This window comes from Mesorhizobium sp. M0185 (assembly GCF_040322175.1).
Taxonomy (GTDB): Bacteria; Pseudomonadota; Alphaproteobacteria; order Rhizobiales; family Rhizobiaceae; genus Mesorhizobium.
The window spans coordinates 22384-41718 of record NZ_JAMYSY010000039.1 but is presented as its reverse complement, the minus strand read 5'-3'; the positions used below and the strand labels follow the sequence as shown (position 1 = coordinate 41718).

The following is a 19335-nucleotide window of genomic DNA, read 5'->3' as shown; positions in this document are numbered from 1 at the left end:
GTTCTACAGGACCGCCATGCCAGCGCTCGACACCATCCGCCAGCAAATCCGTGCCAATTATTTGCCCGACGAAGACCAGGCGGTGAAGCGGCTGGCCGAGGCGGCCGGGCTGTCCGCGCAAGACCGCAAGGCGATTTCGGCCCGTGCCGCCGATCTGGTGCGCGCGGTGCGCGGCTCGTCCGATCCGCGGCTGATGGAGGTCTTCCTGTCCGCCTATGGCCTCTCGACCAAGGAGGGCGTGGCGCTGATGTGCCTGGCCGAGGCGCTGCTGCGGGTGCCCGACACCGAGACGATGGACGACCTCATCGCCGACAAGATCGCGCCGCACGACTGGTCGGCGCATTCGGGCGGCTCGAGCTCGATCTTCATCAATGCATCGACCTGGGCGCTGATGCTGACCGGCCGCGTGCTCGACGAAGGCGAGGGCGGCATCGAAGGCACGCTGCGCGCGATGGTGCGCCGGCTGGGCGAGCCGGTCATCCGCAAGGCGGTCGCCGCCGGCATGCGCGAGATGGGCGAGCAGTTCGTGCTCGGCCGCACCATTGCCGAGGCGGTCAGGCGCGGCCGGCCGATGACACAGAAGGGCTATCTCTATTCTTTCGACATGCTGGGCGAGGCGGCCCGCACCGAGGCCGACGCGCTGCGCTACCTCAAGGCATATGCCGATGCCATCTCTTCGCTCGATGCCGGCGCCAACGGCCCCGACATCCGCCAGAACCACGGCATTTCGGTCAAGCTTTCGGCGCTGCATCCGCGCTATGAAGTGACGCAGAAGGAAAAGATGCTGCCCGTCATGGCCGAGCGGCTGCTGTCGCTGGCGCTGGCGGCGCGCCATTCGCGCATGGGCCTCAACATCGACGCCGAGGAGGCCGACCGCCTCGACCTGTCGCTCGACGTCATCGAACGGGTACTGGCCGAACCGGAGCTTGCCGGCTGGAACGGCTTTGGCGTCGTCGTGCAGGCCTACGGTCCGCGCGCGGCCTTCACCATCGACTGGCTCAATGAGCTGGCGAGGAAATACGACCGCAGCATCATGGTGCGGCTGGTCAAGGGCGCCTATTGGGACACCGAGATCAAGCGGGCGCAGACGCTCGGGCTCGACGGCTATCCGGTTTTTACCCGCAAAGCCAATACCGACGTCTCCTACCTGGCCTGCGCGAAGAAGCTTTTGTCGATGACCGACCGGATCTACCCGCAATTCGCCACCCACAACGCCCACACCGTCGCCGCCATCCTGTCGATGACGACGGACCGCGATACGTTCGAGTTCCAGCGGCTGCACGGCATGGGCGAGGCGCTGCATGAGACGGTGCGGCGGGCCGAAGGCACGCGCTGCCGCATCTATGCGCCGGTCGGCGCGCATTCCGACCTGCTCGCCTATTTGGTCCGCCGGCTGCTGGAGAACGGCGCCAATTCCTCCTTTGTCCACCAGCTTACCGATGAAGAGGTCGAGCCCGAGGACATCGCCCGCGACCCGATCGACACGATGGAGAAACAAGGCCCCGCCGCCAATCCGGCGATCGTGCCGCCGTCGGCGATCTTTGGCCCCGGCCGGCGCAATTCCAAGGGCTTCGATATCACCGACACGCTGACGCTGGCTGCGATCGACAAGGCGAGGGCCGAGTTCGCCGGGCCGGAGCGCTGGCACGCCAAGCCGGTCAGCCGCGCCGCCGGCTACGGCAAGCAGCGTCCGGTGGTCAATCCGGCAAAACCTTCCGAAGTGGTCGGCACGGTCAGCGAGGCCGGCGCCAAGCAGGTCGAGACCGCCGTGCGCATCGCCGTCGAGGCACAACCGGCATGGGCAAGACGCCCGGTCGCCGAGCGTGCCGCCATCCTCAACCGCACGGCTGATCTCTACGAAGCCAATGCCGTCGAGTTTTTCGCGCTTGCCAGCCGCGAGGCCGGCAAGTCGCTCGCCGACGGCGTTGCCGAGGTGCGCGAGGCGGTCGATTTCCTGCGCTACTATGCGGCCGAGGCCGCCAATGCCGAGGCGGGCACCGAGGCGCGCGGCACCATCGCCTGCATCTCGCCGTGGAACTTTCCGCTCGCCATCTTCACCGGGCAGATCGCGGCGGCACTCGTCACCGGCAATTCGGTGATCGCCAAGCCGGCCGAACAGACGCCGCTGATCGCCTTCCGCGCCGTCCAGCTACTGCGCGAGGCCGGCGTGCCGGAAGACATCATCCAGCTTCTGCCCGGCGACGGCCCTTCGGTCGGCGGCCCGCTGACCGCCGATCCGCGCATTGCCGGCGTCTGCTTCACCGGCTCGACCGAGGTCGCCAAGCTGATCGAAAAGCAGCTGGCCGAGACCGCCGCGCCCGACGCCATGCTGATCGCCGAGACCGGCGGCCTCAACGCCATGATCGTCGATTCCACAGCACTTCCCGAACAGGCGGTGCGCGACATCCTCGCCTCCGCCTTCCAGAGCGCCGGCCAGCGCTGCTCGGCATTGCGCATTCTCTACGTGCAGAAGGACGTCGAGAAGAAGATGCTTGAGATGCTGAAAGGCGCGATGGAAGCGCTTAGCCTCGGCGACCCGTGGCGGATATCGACCGATGTCGGCCCGGTCATCGATGACGAGGCGCAAGCGTCGATCCGTGACTATTGCACCAAAATGGGCCTGCAGGGCCGGCTGATCGCCAAGCTTGAAGCGCCGAAGGACGGCCGCTTCGTTGCGCCGCACGTCTTTCGGGTCAAGGGCATCGAGGAGTTGGAGCGCGAGGTGTTCGGGCCGGTGCTGCATGTCGCCACCTTCGATGCCGACGAGATCGATGCGGTGATCGCTGCGATCAACCGCAAAGGCTATGGCCTGACCTTTGGCCTGCACACCCGCATCGAAGGCCGCGCCCAGCATTTCGTCGATGGCATCCATGCCGGCAACATCTACGTTAACCGCAACCAGATCGGCGCCGTCGTCGGCGCGCAGCCGTTCGGCGGCGAGGGCCTTTCCGGCACCGGGCCGAAGGCCGGCGGGCCACATTATCTCCGGCGCTTCCGCAAGGGGCCGGAAGCCGGCACCCATCTTGCCGAAGGCCGCAAGGTGACGGCGACCGAGCTCGCCGACAATCTGCCGGACCCGGCCTTTGGCGGCTGGTCGACGCGGCCGGATCGCGTCGCCATCCTGAGGAAACATCTGCGCGGCAAGGGTGCCGCGGCTATCGGCACTGCCGCCGGCATCGATTTCGGCCAGGTCGACCTGCCCGGGCCGACCGGTGAGGCCAACACGCTGTCGCTGTCGCCGCGCGGCCGCGTGCTCTGCCTTGGCCCGGACGCAGATACGCTGCTTGCCCAGACGATCCAGGCGCTGGCCGCCGGCAATGCGGTGCTCGCCGTCGCGCCCGGCGCGCCGGCAGCACTTTCGTCACTGACCGGCAAGGGACTGCCGCTGGCGGCCATCGACGGCAGACCGGACCCGGTCGAAGCGCGCTCGCTGCGGGTCGATGTCGTTGCCTTTTCCGGCACGCCCGAGGCCGCGCGCATCGTGCGCAAGGTCATCGCCGAGCGCGCCGGCCCGATCGTGCCGCTGATCAGCGAAGTCTATTATCCGGCCGCCTACGCCCACGAGCGCGCCGTCTGCGTCGACACCACGGCGGCGGGCGGCAATGCCAGCCTGCTGGCCGCTGCGTAGGTTCGCCAGGGCTCGCGTATCGCGGGCAGGGCGGCGCCAACTTTGGTGCCGGCATGGGGACGGTCGCTATCTGATACCGAGCGGCACTTCGAACTGCCAGGCCGAGCGACCGGCTCCGTCTGGAATAGGGGGAAACGGAGAAGCCCGGCGGACCGCGTCGAGTGCGGCCTTGTCCAGCGCGGCAACGCCCGAACTGCCCGTCAGCCTGGCCGACCGGACGCTGCCGTTCGAACCGACAGTAAAGGCAACCGTGGCTGTGCCAGTGGCGCGCGTGCGTGTCGAATTGAAGGCCCGCACCAGCTTTGACCTGATCTTGCCGGGATAGTTCGTGAAGGCTGCATTGCCGATGCCTGATTTGCCGCCCCTGCTGGCGGTCAGGATCTTGCCGTCCTTCCTGCCGTCGGCCATGCCGCGCGCGACATCCGTTTCGTCACGGCCGCCGGAGCCGGTCTTTTTCTTCTTGGAATCGGCTTTCGCAAGTGCCTTGCTCGCCTTCCTGCGCAGGGCCGGCTTTTCAGGCTCGTTTGGTTCGGCCTTCCTGGCCCGCTTGTTCTTTGCGGTTGCCTCCTTCGGCTGCTTGGGCTCCGGCCTGTCCGGCTTCGGTTCTTCCGCCGCGCCGACTGTCTCGGTCGTCTGAACTGTTTCCGCCGGCGCCGGATCGGCTGGTGCCGGTGCGCTTGTCTCGGCAGGCTCGGCCGTTTCGGCCGCGCTGACTGGCGGCGGCACGGCATTGCCGTCGGCAGGCACCAGCCTGTCGGTCACAAGAACGTCGGGCGATGGGTCCTGGCGCGCCGGCTGCGCGGGTGCTGGTTCGGTGCGATCGGCAGGCGCAGCAGTTTCCGTGGCGGCCTCGTTGACCGGCTCAACCACTTCTTTGTCCGATGTCTCCGCCGCATCGGTGACCGGCTGGAGCGTCTCCTCTGCCGCGGCCGCCTGCGCCTCGACCGTTTCGACCGGCTTGGCGTCGAGCATGGTCACCATCGTCACGTTGGCCACTTCCGGATCGTCTCCGACATCGCCGGCCGCCTGCTGCGGGTCGGCGCCGAGCAGCATTTCGCCTTGCTGATCGGCACCTTCGATGCTTGGCCGGTCGTCCGGCAGCGTGAGGAAGGCCAGCGCCACCGCCACGTGGAATGCGCAAGAGCAGGCGATCGCCACCGTCCAGTTGCGGCGCCGCCGCGTCTGTCGTGCCTGCCGCAATGGCTCCGCAGGCACCGTCGGCAAGTCGCCGTCGGCGTCGGCGATGTAACTGTCTTCCGGCCTGTCGCGCGGCGAAACACGCAGCGCCCCGCGCGGGATGGCGAAATCCGGATCGTCCGGTTCCGGCGGCAGGAAACCGGCCAATGGCCACGCGACGGGGTTTCGTGCGAATGCGGGTTCCGGTCCCAAAATTCAGACCCCGAAGGCGATGCCGGTCCTGGCCTGCGTTTTCAGCCCGTGCATGCAGGCATTCGGCTCGGCGCCGGCGCATTCCGTGGCGCTGTTGATCAACACGCGGCTGACCTTGCCGCAATCCGTGCCGGCAAGATCGAAACGCGTCACCTTGGTCTTGCCTGCCGGCAGCTCCTTGAAGTCGAGCACGGTCAGCCGGTCGACGACGCCGGCCTCGTTGAACAGCGCGATCTCGAACGCCGCCTTGGAAAGGTCGGCGCCGAGATTGTTGGTGACCACGAAAGTCAGGCGGCAGCCCTTGTCGGAAGGCTGCGCGCCATTGAGCTCGAGGATCAGCGCCGGTGCTTGCTGCTGTGTCCATGCCGGAGCCGCCGCAAGCAATATTGCCAGCACCGCGGCGAACAGACGAAGGGATGCCGTCATGCCTTTCATTGTCGTCAGCCTCCAAACCTCATGGTCGCCGCCAGCTTCAGGGTGACGCCGGGCTCGTAGACGACGCTCGTCGTCGATGCGTTCAGCGGGTTGGCGTATTTGACGTCGAACAGATTGTCGGCGCGGAAATCGACCTTGAAATTGTCGGTCGCCTGGTAGCTGGCGAAGGCATTGACCAGCGTATAGTCCTTGGCCACCGGGTTGCCCTGCGGCTTGCCATTGTACTGCACCTCGCCACCGATGGTCAGCCTGTCCTCGAGGAAGCGAAAGCCGAGTTGCCCGGTGATCTGTGAGGAGGGGACGGTGACAAGGTCCGCCCGTTCGCCTTCATAGGAAATCGTGTGGCCGTCGGTGAACGACGCCGAAAGCCCGGCAAAGCCCCAGGTGGCATCATAGACGCCCTCCATCTCGAAGCCGTGAATCTTGGCCTTGGCGAAATTCTGATACTGGAAGCAGATCGGTATGCCCGGACCGAACGGGCAGCCGCTGGTCGGGTCGAACGGCGAGAGCGTCACGCCGTCTATGTAATCGTCGACGTTGTTGTTGAAATAGGCCGCCTTCAGCCGCAGCGCGTCGTCGGCCTCAATGACGCCGTTGGTGCTGTAATTGACGCCAAACTCCACGGTCTTGCCGGTTTCGGGCTTGAGATTGGGATTGGGGAGGAACGGGAAGCTGACGCCGGCTGGATGGTTGCCGCTGATCAGTGTCTCCGATAGCGACGGAGAACGATAGCCTTCAGCGTAGGTGCCGTAGAATTGCAGCCCGGAAATGCTGGCGCTCTCGAAGGGCGAAATGCCCACTGTGATGCGTGGCGACAGCCGGTCGCCAGAGGTTTCGCCGACATCGCTGTCAAGCTTGTAGCTGTCGTAGCGCAGCCCGGCGATGATCTCGAGCCAGTCCCAGGTGAGCTTGTCCTGAACGTAAGCGCCGGAGACGTTCCTGTTGCCCGAGGGCGTATAGAAGCTGTCGCCGCCCGCCGTGCCGCCTGTCTCGACATCGTCGCGAACCCAGTCGCCGCCATAGGTCAGCTCATGCGCGATGCCGACGGTCTCGAATCTCGACGTGTTCCAAATGTCGATGCCGGAGGTGCCGATGTCGAACGTCGATTTCGAACCCGCCGGCAAAACCACGGGCAGACCGGTGACCGGATCAAACCGGTTTTGCGCGACAAGGGTCGTCAGATCGAGCTTGGTCTTGTTGTAGGACGCATTGATGTGGAGATCGAGCCAGCTCTTGTCTTCGTCGGTGATGTTGTAGCGGGCCGTGAAGGTATTCGCCTTCAGGTCGGCGTCGTTCACCGGCGCGCTGCCGCTGGTCTCGGTCCATCCGTCGTTCGAGCCGATCCAACCGAGCTTCAGCTCGCTGTTTTCGCTGGGGCGGATGGTCGTCTTGAGGAGGCCGCTCAAGACATCGAAGCCGGTGCCCGCTACAGCGTCGCCGCCGCCATGCTTGTAGTCGTCATAGTCGCGGTAGACGATATTGCCGAGCACGTCCCAGTTCTCGTTGATCCGATAGGCGCCGGTGGCGCTGGTGGTCCAGCCTTCGCCGTTGGTTTCGTAGCGCCCAGTTGCGGATACCGCCCAGGTCTCGTCCGGCTTGAGGAAATCCTGTGCATCCTTGGTGTCGAAAAATACGACGCCGCCGATCGCCCCGGAGCCATAGGTGTTGGCGACCGGGCCGCGGATCACATCGACGGATTTGATCAATTCGGGATCGATGTAGAAGGTCGATTGCGTACCGTGATCCGAGCGCTGGAAATTCTGGCGGGCGCCGTCGACGATGACGGAGACGCGGCCGAAATCCTGCAGGCCGCGGATGTTGATGCTGGAACTGACACGCCTTGCGTCGGCCTGGACGGCGACACCCGGCACACCGAACAGCATTTCGTTGGGCGTCGTCGCCATGCGGCGCTCGAGCTGTTCCTCGTCGACATGGCTGGCTGAAGCAAGCGACTCGATCGCCGTCTCGCCAGTACGGCTGAGGATCAGGATCTTGTCGAGCAGTGTGGTACCCGCCGGGGCCGGCTTTACCTTTTCGGGCTGTTGAGACGGGTCAGTCTGCTGCTGGTCGGCTGCCGGTTGGGCGGCCTGCTGGGCGCCGGCCGGTGTGGCGAGCAGCGGGATCGCCGCCGCGCCGGCCAGCAACGCGGCCATTTTGCTTGTCATAGAACAATGTGTCAGGCCGCTGCCCGCCAGCCGTCCCCAATTCGCCAACCCCATGCTGCAACTCCAAGAATCCATGTTCGATGCTGGCTGGCCTGGGGCTCGCTGGCATTTTTCATCGTGTCCGGCGTCTTAAATGTTGACTCATTTACTCCGGTATTGCACTGCTAGATAACATGATTATTCGAGTCAAGAATTGAATCGGCATTTCACGCAGGCGCCGAGCCAGATGCCCGGCACAGGAAAAGGGATCGAACCAATGAACACGCACAATCCCAGCGACTTTCGCTATCGCGTCCGCCGTTCCGACGAAAATTCCGTCCGTTTCGACCGGATCCAATCGGCCGTGAGAACGCTGTCCAGCAACACGCTGTTCCAGGGCGAGCACGAGATCGGCATCGAGCATCATGGTGCGCTGTACCGGCTGAAGATCACCCGGCAGGGCAAGCTCATCCTCAACAAGTAGGTGGTAGAAATGGACCAGCGCGTAAAACCCGCCCCACACGAGATCCGGCGGGCACGGGCAGACAATCCGAAAATGCGCGAGCGCGACCTCGCCGCCCAGCTCGGTATTTCGGAGGCCGAACTGGTCGCCGCGCATTGCGGCGACGGCGTCGTGCGCGTCGAGCCGCGTGTCAACGACCTTTTGACTGGCCTCGAAGCTGTCGGTGAGGTGATGGCGCTGACCCGCAACGAAAGCGCGGTGCACGAGAAGATCGGCGTCTACGACAAGGTCGTCACCGGCAATCACAATGCCATGGTGCTCGGTGAGAATATCGACCTGCGCATTTTCCCAAAAGTCTGGGCGCACGGCTTTGCCGTGGAAAAGCGCGATGGCGCCGACATCCGCCGCAGCCTGCAGTTCTTCGATACCGGAGGCGAGGCGGTACACAAGGTGCATCTCAGGCCAGCCTCCAACCTTTACGCCTATCAGAAACTGGTGGCCGGGCTGGAATCGCCGAACCAGGAGCCGACGGTGGCGATTTCAGCGGGCACGGCCGACGAGACCGAGACTGCGGACAACCCGGCGAGCATCGACGATCTGCGCGACCGCTGGAGCCAGCTGACCGACGTGCATCAGTTCTTCGGCATGCTGAAGACACTGAAGATCAGCCGCCGACAGGCGGTGCGCATGGTCGGCCAGGACTACGCCTGGCTGGTCGACAAGGATGCGGTGAACGCCATGTTCAACCACGCCGCTGCCGGCGCCATGCCGATCATGTGCTTTGTCGGCAATCGCGGCTGCATCCAGATCCATTCCGGCCCGGTCGCCTCGATCAAGCCGATGGGACCATGGCTCAACGTGCTCGACCAGAACTTCCATCTGCACCTGCGGACCGACCACATCGATGAGGTCTGGGCCGTGCGCAAGCCGACCAAGGACGGCCATGTCACGTCGCTCGAAATCTATGGCGCCGACGGCAAGATGATCATCCAGTTCTTCGGTAAGCGGCATGAAGGCGAAAGCGAGCGCGAAGACTGGCGCTTTCTGGCCGAAAACCTGCCGCGTATCCCAAGCCCGACCGCAGCCTGAGGAAAACGACGATGGTTCTTTTCTCCAGGCTGGCATCGGTCTCCAGGTCGGCGCCTGGTCCTGCGGCGGCTGTTTTCCTGGCGTTCGCCGCGCTGATGCCGGCTCAAGCCGCCGAGGGCATCGCGACTTTCGCCGACCGCTCGAGGATCGTTGCCATCGGCGGCTCGATCACCGAGATCGTCTATGCGCTCGGTGAACAGGATCGTCTTGTCGCGCGCGATTCGACCAGCCGCTATCCGCAAGCGGCGGCGGAACTGCCTGATGTCGGCTACATGCGCCAGCTGTCGCCGGAGGGTGTGCTGTCGGTCAATCCGTCGGGCATATTGGCCCTGCACGGCAGCGGACCGAAGGAAGCCGTCGACGTCTTGAAGAAATCAAGCATCCCATTCATCGAGGTGACCGAGCGCTATGATAATCAAGGCATTCTCGAAAAGATCCACATCGTCGGCAAGGCGCTTGGCACCGAGGCCAAGGCCGATGCGCTGGCGGCCCAGATAGACGCCAGGCTGAAGGCAGCCGAAAAGCAGACCGCCTCGATCAAGGATCGCAAGCGCATCCTGTTCGTGCTGTCGATGCAGGGCGGCAAGCTGCTTGCCGCCGGCAGCGACACCGCCGCGGAGGGCATCATCAAGCTTTCGGGCGGCATCAACGCCATCGACGGCTTTGCCGGCTACAAGCAATTGTCGGACGAGGCAGTCATCACCGCCAGGCCCGACGTGATCCTGATGATGAACAATGCCGGACCGGCCACCGCGGATGACGAATTGTTTTCGAACCCTGCCGTGGCTTCGACGCCGGCGGGTGCAGCCCGCAGGCTGATCCGCATGGACGGCGGCTACCTGCTCGGCTTCGGTCCGCGCACGGCCGAGGCCATCCACGATCTCGCCGTCTCGCTCTATGGCAGCCAGGTCGCGGATTGAGCGCGATGGCCGAACATTCGATCGCCGGTACGGCGGGCATTATGGCGACGGCAGGTGACCGTTCGCGGCGTGCCCGCCTCGTCATCGTGCTGCTCTGCGTCGGGCTGGTTATCGCCGTGCTGTTGTCGCTGACCTCCGGCGCGTCCGATGCCTCGGCCATTGGCGTCATGCACAACTGGCTGTTCGGCGCGTTGCCCGGCGACGCGGCGTTGAGCGCCCGCGACCGCCTGATCATCCATGACATCCGTCTGCCGCGCGTTGTTCTGGGCGTGCTGATCGGCGCATCGCTTGCAGTCTCCGGTGCCGTCATGCAGGGGTTGTTCCGCAATCCGCTGGCCGACCCCGGCCTGATCGGCGTTTCGGCGGGATCGAGCCTCGGTGCGGTCGCCGTCATCGTGCTTGGCTCGACCATGCTGGCGCCGCTGACTACGGCGCTCGGCACGATGGCTTTGCCGCTGGCTGCGTTCTGCGGCGGGCTGGCTACGACATTGCTGCTCTATCGGGTCGCGACACGGCAAGGCCGGACCTCGGTCGCCACCATGCTGCTCGCCGGCATCGCGCTGGCGGCGCTTGCCATGGCGCTGACCGGCATCCTGATCTTCATGGCCGACGATCGGCAATTGCGCGACCTGACCTTCTGGCAGCTCGGTTCGCTGGGCGGCGCAACCTGGCAGAAGATCGGCTCGGTCGGGCCGGTCATCGTGCTGGCGTTGGCGGCAATGCCGTTCCTGGCGCGCGGCCTCAACGCGCTGGCGCTCGGCGAGGCCACGGCCGGCCATCTCGGCATTCCGGTTCAGCGGCTGAAATACACCGCGATTGTCGGCGTCTCAGCAGCGGTCGGCGCCTCCGTCGCGGTCAGCGGCGGAATCGGCTTCGTCGGCATCGTCGTGCCGCATCTGCTGCGTCTGCTGATCGGCCCCGACAACCGTTACCTGCTGCCGGCATCGGCCCTGCTTGGTGCGGCGCTGCTGCTGTTGGGAGACGCCGTTGCCCGCACCATCGTTGCCCCGGCCGAATTGCCGATTGGGATCGTCACCGCGGTCGCCGGTGCGCCGTTCTTCCTGTGGATCCTGCTGCGCAAGCGCGGCGTCATTGACCTGTGAAAGTTTGCTTATGATCGAAGCGCGGGATGTCTCGGTGGCGATCGGCTGCAAGCGCATTGTCGCCAATGTCGATTTCGAGGCGCGGCCGGGCGAAATCGCGGCCATCGTCGGCCCCAACGGTTCGGGCAAGACGACCTTCCTCCGAGCACTGTCCGGCGATCTTGGCTATTCGGGAGAGGTCACCGTCAACGGCCGCAATCTATCGGCGATGAAGCCGGTCGATGCGGCGACGGTCCGTGCGGTGCTGCCGCAGGCGACGACGCTGTCGTTTCCGTTCACCGTGCGTGAGATCGTCAGGCTAGGCCTGGTCGGCGGGCGCTCCGGCGCGTTGCCCGGCGAGGACCAGCGCCTGCCCGAACGGGCGCTGGCTCGCGTCGACCTCGACGGTTTTGCCGGCCGCTTCTACCAGGAGCTGTCCGGCGGCGAGCAGCAGCGCGTGCAGCTTGCCCGCGTACTCTGCCAGGTCTGGGCGCCGGTGCTCGATGGCAAGCCGCGCTATTTGTTCCTCGATGAGCCGGTGTCCAGCCTCGATATCAAGCACCAGCTGATCATCATGGACATCGCGCGCGATTTCGCCAGACGGGGAGGCGGCGTGGTCGCCATCCTGCACGACCTCAATTTGACGGCGATGTATGCCGACCGGATTTTCGTCATGCATCGCGGCAGGCTCGCCGCTACAGGTTCGCCGCAACAGGTGCTCAGCGACGAGCTGATCGAAAAGGTCTTCGATTGCCGGCTGAAGGTCGGTGTGTTGCCGGCGGCAAACATGCCGTTCGTATTGCCGCAGTCGGTCTGTTGATATTCAGGTGATGCCGGCCTGCAAATGGCGGTTTCCTGCGCTTCCGGCCTTCGCCGGCCGAAGCATTCATGAGAGGTGCGGCAGTTAAGGCTATGGCCGGCGCAGGCCGGTACTCACGTACCCAAACGTACGCTCCGTTCCGGTTCTCGGAACCCACCATTTTCGGCTCGGCCTGACCTGAATCTCAACAGACCTCACCAACTGAGATGCGACCAAAAATCAGGCGGCCGGCGCCCTTTGCACCAGCATGTCGATGCCGAGCAGGTGCCGCACATTCGGGCGCGCCGCCACCAGATCGGCGATCGTGTAGCGCGACAGCACGGCGAAGAAGGCGTTGAGCGCTTCGCGCAATGCCGAATTCAGCGCGCAGCTGTCGACCAGCGGACATTCGGCGGCGTCGTTCTCGAAGCACTCGGCCATGGCAAAGCTTTCCTCCGTTACCCGCACGACATCGAACAGGCTGATTGATTCGGCCGCGCGGCCGAGCCTGACGCCGCCATTCCTGCCGCGCACCGTTTCGATCAGGCCGTTTTCGACCAGCGGCTGCAGGATCTTGAACAGGAAAAGTTCCGATACCGAATAGGCGGCGGCGATCTCGGGGATGCGGCTCAACCGCTCGGTGTTGGCGGCGCAATACATCAGAATGCGCATGGCGTAGTTGGTCTGACGGGTAAGCCGCATTGTGTCCTCACATAACAGTGGTTGGCGTCAATATGGCCTATAGTTTGGAACAATTCCAGACTGGCGCTGCATAATAGATGAATTCCGGCGTCAAGTTTGCGTGCACGATTGCGCGCACCGGAACCAGCGGCGCGCTTTCTGGGGCAGGCGACACTAGATAAGTTCGCATACACGATCAGGAGCGGCCCATCATGTCACGACCAGCCCCGGCATTTGCATCCGTCGCGTCCGTCCGGTTCGACGCCGATGCCGACGCCAAGCTTTCGGCGCTCAGGCGCACCAAGTTCGTCGCCGCCGCAGCACTTGCGTTTTGCGTGCTGGTCTTTGCGGTGGCGAAATCGCTCGAGAGCCGGCATGCGTGGTTGGGCTTCGTCGCCGCTTTCGCCGAGGCGGCGACGATCGGCGGGCTGGCCGACTGGTATGCGGTGGTGGCGCTGTTTCGGCGGCCACTTGGCCTGCCGATCCCGCATACGGCCATCATCCCGGACAACCAGAATCGCATCGCCGACAATCTCGGCCGCTTCATCGAGGTGAATTTCCTGGCGCCGGAACCGGTGCGCGAAAAGCTCGCCGAGGTCGACTTTTCGGCGCTGGTCGCGGACTGGCTGGCCGACCCGAACCGCGCCGCCGATTTATCGCGCTTCGTCGGCCGGCTGGTGCCGCAGGCGCTGGCGGCGGTCGAGCAATCCGGACTGCGCAGCTTCGTCACCAGCCGCATGCTGGAGCAGATCGAAAAGGTGCCGCTGGCGCCGCTCGCCGCCGAGCTGCTGTCGGCGCTGACCGACGATCGCCGCCACCAGAAATTATTCGACGAGTTCACCAAGGTGGTCGGCCGCTTCCTGAGCGACGAGCAGGCGCTGGCGACGATGCGCGAGAAGATCCGCGAGGAACTGCCGTCGCTGTTCAACCTGTTTCGCGCCGACGCCTATCTGTTGAAGAAGATCATTGCGTCGGCCGGCTCGCTGCTCGATGAGGTACGCGCCGATCCGCACCATCCGATGCGAGCCGAATTCGACCTTTTCGTCGAAACCTTCGTCGAGCGGCTGAGGACATCCAAACAATATGCCAGGCGCGCCGAAAAGCTGAAGCGCGATTTCCTTGCCCGGCCAGAGCTCAGCGCGCTGGCCGGCGATATGTGGGACAGCCTGCGGCTGTTCATCGAACAGGACGCCAAGGCGCCGAATTCGATGATCCGCGACCATCTCGCCACCATGTTCGTCGAGGTCGGCCGCCATCTTGCCGACGACGCGCAGATCAGGGCCGACATGAACCAGGGCTTCATCGTGGCGCTGGCGTCCTTCGTCGAAAGCCAGAAGAGCGGCGTGTCGAAGTTCATCGCCGACCAGGTCAAGCGCTGGGACCTCGCGCAACTGACAAGGCTTATAGAAATGAACATCGGCAAGGACCTGCAATATATCCGCTTCAACGGCATGATCATCGGTGGCCTTGCCGGGCTCGTGCTCTACACTGCCGAACGGCTGTTTCTTGTCGGCTGACTCGTCCGAATGGACCGCTGAGCTTCGCTGCACTATCTTCCGTGCAGTGGCGGGGTTCACGGCAACAGGGGGAGAGAACCAGCATGGCAAAACGACCGGAGTCCGAGTCCTTCATCGACATGTTCGGCAAATTCGGCCGCGACCTGAAGCTGTCGAATGTCGATGTCGAGGCGATCCTCGCCCACCACGCCAAGAACCTGGAAGCGCTGGAGAAGTCGGCACGGGCGAGCGCCGCTGGAGCCTCGGCGCTGTTGTCAAGGCAACGCGAGATGCTGCAGGACACGCTGCGCGAAATCACCGACATGGCACAAAGCTACAGAGCGCCCGGCAATCCGCAGGAAATGATGCAGAAGCAGGCGGCGTTCGCCAGGAAATTCTTCGAGACCGCGCTGAAGAATGCCGGCGAGATGGCCGAACTGGCGAGGGCGTCCGGCACCGAATCGATCGAAATCCTGCGCAGCCGCATCAAGGAGGCGATGGAGGAAATCCGCGCCGGCCACGACAAGAGGTAGCTGTTCCCCGGCAGCACACTTGGCGGCGGCGAAGACCGGCGGTTCGAGGGCCGAAGATTATGGGCTGGAATCGCATTGGCGAATTGACAGAGGCGGCCCGTCGTGGTCCGGAACAGGCAAGCGATCGGGAAAGCAGGAATGACGCAGATACGGCCGAGGACGCCGCCGACCTTCGAGCAACTCAGGGCGATGGCCGGGCAGGAGTTGGGCGTTTCGGACTGGACGCTGGTCGATCAGCACCGCATCGACCAGTTTGCCGAATGCACGGGCGATCATCAATGGATCCATGTCGATCCCGAGCGGGCGAAGCGGCAAAGCCCGTTCCGCACCACGATCGCGCATGGCTATCTGACCCTGTCGATCATCGGCGCGCTGGCGCTCGAGATGGGCATCGTCCCCGAAAACACGCAGGCCGCCTTCAACTACGGTTTCGACAAAGTGCGTTTCGTGGCGCCGGTCAGGGTCGGCTCGCGAATCAGGCTGCGCACCACGCTGTTGTCGATGGAAGACAAAGGTCCGGGGCAATATCTAATGAAGGCCGCCAATACGGTCGAGATCGAAGGCGAGCAGAGGCCGGCGCTCACCGCCGAGACGCTCGTCATGCTTTACGCACGCCGCAAGCGGGCCGGCACCTGAGAGTTCAGCCTCAGTTTTGCGGCAGCGCAATCAACGCGACATCGCCTCTTCAAGCGCCCTGAAAACCCGGTCGTCTCCCGATTGGGCGACATTGAAGCGCATGTAACGGCTGGCCGACCGGGACAGGCTGAACGCATTGCCGGGCGCAAGCACGACATTAGCCGACAGGGCATGGCGGGCGACATCCGCGGCATCTATCCCCTCCGGCAGCCTGCACCATAAAAACATGCCGGCGGGCTGATCTATCCATGGCACGATGCCGATCGCCCTGAGGCGGGTGCCGGTTTCTTCCATGGCGCGCGAGAGCCGCGCGCGCAGCAGATCGACGTGCTTGCGATAGAGGCCGTCCTTCAGCAGCGTCAGTACCAGTTCGGATGCAAGCCGACCGCTGCCAAACGACGTGGCGATCTTGAGATCGGTCAATCCTTCCATCCAGTCGCGAGGAGCGGCGATGAAGCCGCAGCGCACCGATGCCGACAGCGTCTTGGAAAAGCTTCCGATATGAATGACCCGGCTGAGGCCGTCGAAGGCAGCCAACCTGGGCGCCGGTGTGTGTTCGAAATCTGCGAAGATATCGTCCTCGATGATCGTCAGCCCCGACGGGTCGGCGAGCTTCAGCACCCGATGGGCAACGACCGGCGACAATATCGCGCCGGTCGGATTGTGAAGCGCCGAATTGGTAATGTAGAGGCGCGGCCGATGCTCGTTCAGCGCTTGCGCGAACAACTCGATGTCCGGACCCGAGCGCGTGTAGGGGACGCTGATCACCTTGGCCCGATGGGCGCGCAACAGGGCATGGAAGTTGAAGTAGCAGGGATCGTCGACCAACACCGTGTCACCCGGTTCGAGCAGGAACCGGCACAGCAGGTCGATCGCCTGGGTGCCCGATTCCGTCAGCATGATCTGGTCCGGAGAGGCTTCGATGCCGTGCTCGGCCATGCGCCGCGCCAGCAGATGGCGTAGCGCTGGCAAGCCGAGCGGCGTGCCGTAGTCGGTCAGAGCGGCGTCGTCGGCGCGGGCCGTCGTCCGCAGTGCGCGGCGCAATCCAGCCTCGGGCATCCATGTTGCCGGCAGCCAGCCGCAACCTGGTTTCAGGACGCCGTCGCCCGCTTCCAGCGATTGGCGCGAGACCCAGAGCGGGTCGACGGCACGGTCAAGCCTGGGGCCGATCTCGGCCAGCGACAACGGAGCCAACGGTCCGGCGGCATAGAAACCCGAGCCCGGCCGCGAGCGGATCATGCCTTCCGCCGCAAGACGCTCATAGGCTTCGACCACGGTGGATTTGGAAACCTGCATGGCCTTCGCGAACGCCCGGATCGAAGGCAGCCGCGTTCCCGGTGTGAGGCTGCGCGCGGCGATCCTGTGCCTGATCGTCGCCATGACGCTTTCGACAAGCGTCCGGCTGCCCTCATCTGTTGTCGTCAGTTCGTCCATCCGTACTGCTCAGCCTACCATGACGGTTTTGTCAAACTGTACCTGATTGTCTCTGGCGGAGCCAGACGCCCGGCCCGATAGAGGGCGAAATCAGCGGGGCATCGATGAACAAGGCGATGAGTAGTTGGGCGGCGAGTAGTTGGGCGGCGAGTGGTTGGGCGGCGAGTGGCTGGGTCAACGGGTTCATAGGCGTGCTGATCTTCAGCGGTTCGCTTCCGGCGACGCGCGTGGCGGTGATGGATTTCGATCCGGTATTCGTAACGGTCGCCCGTGCGGCTTCAGCGGGCATCCTCGGCCTGGCGCTTCTACTCGTTTTTCGTCAGAAGCGTCCGGAGCGGCGAGATCTGTTCCCGCTGGCGATCGTGGCGCTTGGCGTCGTGGTCGGCTTTCCCCTGCTGACGGCGCTGGCGCTCAAGCACATCACGTCGGCTCACTCCATCATCTTCGTCGGCCTGTTGCCGTTGGCGACCGCGATCTTCGGCGTGGTTCGAGGCGGCGATCGCCCGAAGCCGGCGTTCTGGCTGTTCTCGTGCCTCGGCAGCGCCCTTGTCGCCGGTTTCGCAGTCACCCAAGGCCTGTCGGTCTCGCCGCTCGGCGACATCTTGATGCTGGCCGCCATCATCGTGTGCGGATTGGGCTATGCCGAAGGAGCGGCGCTGTCGCGCAAACTCGGCGGTTGGCAGGTGATTTCGTGGGCGCTGGTGCTGTCGCTGCCCCTCATGCTGGCGCTGACGTTCATCACTTTGCCGCCGTCGCTCGAAAGTGCCGGCAGGGGCGCCTGGATCGGCTTGGCCTATGTTTCGCTGTTCAGCATGCTGATCGGTTTCGTGTTCTGGTATCGCGGCCTGGCGCAAGGCGGCATCGCCGCCGTCGGGCAGTTGCAACTGCTGCAGCCCTTCTTCGGCCTCGGGCTGGCGGCAGCGCTGCTGCATGAGCAGGTCAGTCCCGCCATGATCGCCGTCACCGCCGCCGTCGTGCTTTGCGTCGTCGGTGCCAAGAGATATGCGAGATAGGTGCGCCGGCTGCCGGAGTTGCATGCGAACCGGGTGGAATCCTCAAGGATGCTTGGCAATGATATCTGTTCGCCCGGCAGTGGCGCGGGCTGAAAATACCGCAAGGATCAGCGCCATCAGCACCAGGCCCGTCGCCACCTGGAAAGTGACCTGCATCCCTCGTGCCGCTGCCGCAGGTGCCAACACTGCCAAGCCAGTGCCTTCCCCAGCCGATGCGAAGGCGAACACCGCGCCCATCACCGACGCACCGGTGATCAGGCCGAGATTGCGCGACAGATTGAGCAGGCCGGAGACGACGCCACGCTGGTCGGATGCGACGCCGGTCATCACGGCCGAATTGTTGGAGGTCTGAAACAGGCTGTAGCCGGTGCAGACGATGATGATTGGTACGGCATAGCCGGCAATACCGAATTCCGCCCGCGACAGAGCAAAGGTGCCAATAGCGAGATCGAACAGGCCGACGATCATGATCCGGTTCGCCCCGAAACGATCGACCAGGCGTCCGGCCGGCAGCGCCGCCAATGCGGTAACCAGAGGGCCGGTCGACAGAACCAGCCCGACCATGGCTGCGTTCAGCCCGAGCGCGCGCGACAGATAGAATGGTGCGACCACCAGCGTCGCCATCATCACCGTGGCGACGATCAGGTTCATGGCGAGGCTTGCGTTCAACGCCTGGTCGCGGAACCTCGCAGGTTGAATCAAAGGGTTCTGGACCCTTGTCTGCGCAACGACAAACAGCAGGCCAGCCACGGTTGCGGCAATCAGCAAGCCGACATTGAGAGAACCAAAACTGCCACGCCCAAGGGTCATGGCGAGCGCATAGGCGGCTAGCGTCAGCGCGAGCAAAGCCGTGCCGATCCCGTCGAAACCGCGCCGACCTGGCGTCTTTTTTCCGGCCGGCAGGAAGCGCCAGGCAAGCGCAAAGGCCAGCACCCCCAACGGCAGATTGATGAGGAAGATCGCGCGCCAGCCGAGGCCGGCAATCAACAGTCCGCCAAGGGAGGGGCCAAGCGTGGTGCCGATCGCCGACATGGCGCCGAGCAGGCCCATGGCGCTGCCGGTTTTATCCCGGGGAACTGCGTCGGCGACAAAGGCCAGCGTCAGAGCCATCATGACGGCCGCGCCGAGCCCCTGTGCCGCCCGTGCGGCAATCAGCAGCCAGAGCGTCGGCGCGAGCCCGCAAAGCACCGATGCGAAGGTGAACAGGGCGATGCCGCCGAGCAATAGCGGGCGGCGGCCGACTATGTCGGCGAGCCGCCCGACGCTGACGATCAAGGTGGTGATGGCGAGCAGATAGGCCAGGACGACCCATTGCACGAGCTGGAACGATGCGCCGAATGCCTGCATCAGCGATGGCAGCCCGACGCTGGCGATGCTGGTGGCGAGCGACGACAGCAGCGTTGAAAGCGACAGGCTTGCCAATGCCCATCGGGTCGAGCGTGCGCTCACCGGGGCAACTTCGTCCCAGGTCTTTTCAGCGGTCGATGCCAAGGTGAACTCCTTTGCCGGCAGCCCCCAATCGGAGCTGTCGGACGCTATTCCCTCGCATGATGTGGCGGAAGGCGCAGTATTTGCATCTTATTCGTGCATGAA

At 64.5% G+C, this 19335-nt stretch carries 16 protein-coding genes; 10 read left to right on the top strand and 6 right to left on the bottom strand.

From position 1 onward, the window contains the following. Window positions 1–16 precede the first annotated feature (16 nt). Complete coding sequence (putA, locus tag NKJ20_RS25135) at window positions 17–3628, top strand: bifunctional proline dehydrogenase/L-glutamate gamma-semialdehyde dehydrogenase PutA (RefSeq protein WP_352747774.1); 3612 nt, start codon at window positions 17–19, stop codon at window positions 3626–3628. Between the two features lie 66 nt (window positions 3629–3694). Here putA and tolA read toward each other — a convergent pair whose 3' ends face one another. The 3 genes from tolA to NKJ20_RS25120 are packed head-to-tail and all read right to left on the bottom strand — an operon-like array spanning window position 3695 to window position 7671. After that, window positions 3695–4972, bottom strand: coding sequence for a cell envelope integrity protein TolA (gene tolA / locus NKJ20_RS25130; RefSeq protein ID WP_352747772.1), 1278 nt, complete (start codon window positions 4970–4972; stop codon window positions 3695–3697). A gap of 48 nt (window positions 4973–5020) precedes the next feature. Next, window positions 5021–5452 carry a hypothetical protein gene (locus tag NKJ20_RS25125; protein WP_352747770.1) on the bottom strand — a complete coding sequence of 144 codons (432 nt, stop codon included), beginning with the start codon at window positions 5450–5452 and terminating at the stop codon, window positions 5021–5023. A 5-nt stretch (window positions 5453–5457) separates the two neighbouring features. After that, window positions 5458–7671 (bottom strand): TonB-dependent hemoglobin/transferrin/lactoferrin family receptor, encoded by a 2214-nt coding sequence (locus NKJ20_RS25120; protein ID WP_502895009.1) that lies wholly within the window; start codon window positions 7669–7671, stop codon window positions 5458–5460. Window positions 7672–7873: 202 nt separating this feature from the next. Between NKJ20_RS25120 and hemP the strand changes: the two genes are divergently transcribed. The 5 genes from hemP to NKJ20_RS25095 are packed head-to-tail and all read left to right on the top strand — an operon-like array spanning window position 7874 to window position 11970. After that, the gene (hemP, locus tag NKJ20_RS25115; protein WP_352587787.1) at window positions 7874–8080 is read left to right on the top strand and encodes a hemin uptake protein HemP; all 207 of its coding nucleotides are present in this window, start codon (window positions 7874–7876) and stop codon (window positions 8078–8080) included. Window positions 8081–8089: 9 nt separating this feature from the next. Further along, window positions 8090–9148, top strand: coding sequence for a hemin-degrading factor (locus NKJ20_RS25110; RefSeq protein ID WP_352747765.1), 1059 nt, complete (start codon window positions 8090–8092; stop codon window positions 9146–9148). Window positions 9149–9159: 11 nt separating this feature from the next. Then, complete coding sequence (locus NKJ20_RS25105) at window positions 9160–10068, top strand: heme/hemin ABC transporter substrate-binding protein (protein ID WP_352747762.1); 909 nt, start codon at window positions 9160–9162, stop codon at window positions 10066–10068. Window positions 10069–10073: 5 nt separating this feature from the next. Further along, on the top strand, window positions 10074–11171 hold the full coding sequence (locus NKJ20_RS25100; RefSeq protein ID WP_352747760.1) for a FecCD family ABC transporter permease: 1098 nt from the start codon (window positions 10074–10076) through the stop codon (window positions 11169–11171). 10 nt (window positions 11172–11181) lie between these two features. Continuing rightward, on the top strand, window positions 11182–11970 hold the full coding sequence (locus NKJ20_RS25095) for a heme ABC transporter ATP-binding protein (RefSeq protein ID WP_352747758.1): 789 nt from the start codon (window positions 11182–11184) through the stop codon (window positions 11968–11970). A 219-nt stretch (window positions 11971–12189) separates the two neighbouring features. On the opposite strand, the gene rirA is transcribed toward NKJ20_RS25095, so the two are convergent. Then, entirely contained in the window at window positions 12190–12651 is a 462-nt protein-coding gene (rirA, locus tag NKJ20_RS25090; protein ID WP_023676431.1) for an iron-responsive transcriptional regulator RirA, read from the bottom strand. 191 nt (window positions 12652–12842) lie between these two features. On the opposite strand from rirA, the gene NKJ20_RS25085 reads away from it, so the two are divergent. The 3 genes from NKJ20_RS25085 to NKJ20_RS25075 all read left to right on the top strand — a co-directional run bounded on the left by NKJ20_RS25085 (window position 12843) and on the right by NKJ20_RS25075 (window position 15295). After that, window positions 12843–14147 carry a DUF445 domain-containing protein gene (locus NKJ20_RS25085; RefSeq protein ID WP_352747756.1) on the top strand — a complete coding sequence of 435 codons (1305 nt, stop codon included), beginning with the start codon at window positions 12843–12845 and terminating at the stop codon, window positions 14145–14147. 83 nt (window positions 14148–14230) lie between these two features. After that, window positions 14231–14659, top strand: a complete 429-nt coding sequence (locus NKJ20_RS25080; RefSeq protein WP_352747753.1) for a phasin family protein — start codon at window positions 14231–14233, stop codon at window positions 14657–14659. Window positions 14660–14797: 138 nt separating this feature from the next. Next, complete coding sequence (locus tag NKJ20_RS25075; RefSeq protein WP_292664992.1) at window positions 14798–15295, top strand: MaoC family dehydratase; 498 nt, start codon at window positions 14798–14800, stop codon at window positions 15293–15295. A 30-nt stretch (window positions 15296–15325) separates the two neighbouring features. Here the strand turns inward: NKJ20_RS25075 and NKJ20_RS25070 are convergent, their stop codons facing one another. Further along, window positions 15326–16729: an aminotransferase-like domain-containing protein gene (locus NKJ20_RS25070; RefSeq protein WP_352747751.1), complete on the bottom strand. Its 1404-nt coding sequence runs from the start codon at window positions 16727–16729 to the stop codon at window positions 15326–15328. Between the two features lie 104 nt (window positions 16730–16833). On the opposite strand from NKJ20_RS25070, the gene NKJ20_RS25065 reads away from it, so the two are divergent. Beyond that, window positions 16834–17742, top strand: coding sequence for a DMT family transporter (locus tag NKJ20_RS25065; protein WP_352747749.1), 909 nt, complete (start codon window positions 16834–16836; stop codon window positions 17740–17742). A gap of 42 nt (window positions 17743–17784) precedes the next feature. On the opposite strand, the gene NKJ20_RS25060 is transcribed toward NKJ20_RS25065, so the two are convergent. Further along, window positions 17785–19233 carry an MFS transporter gene (locus NKJ20_RS25060; protein ID WP_502895011.1) on the bottom strand — a complete coding sequence of 483 codons (1449 nt, stop codon included), beginning with the start codon at window positions 19231–19233 and terminating at the stop codon, window positions 17785–17787. Window positions 19234–19335 lie beyond the last annotated feature (102 nt).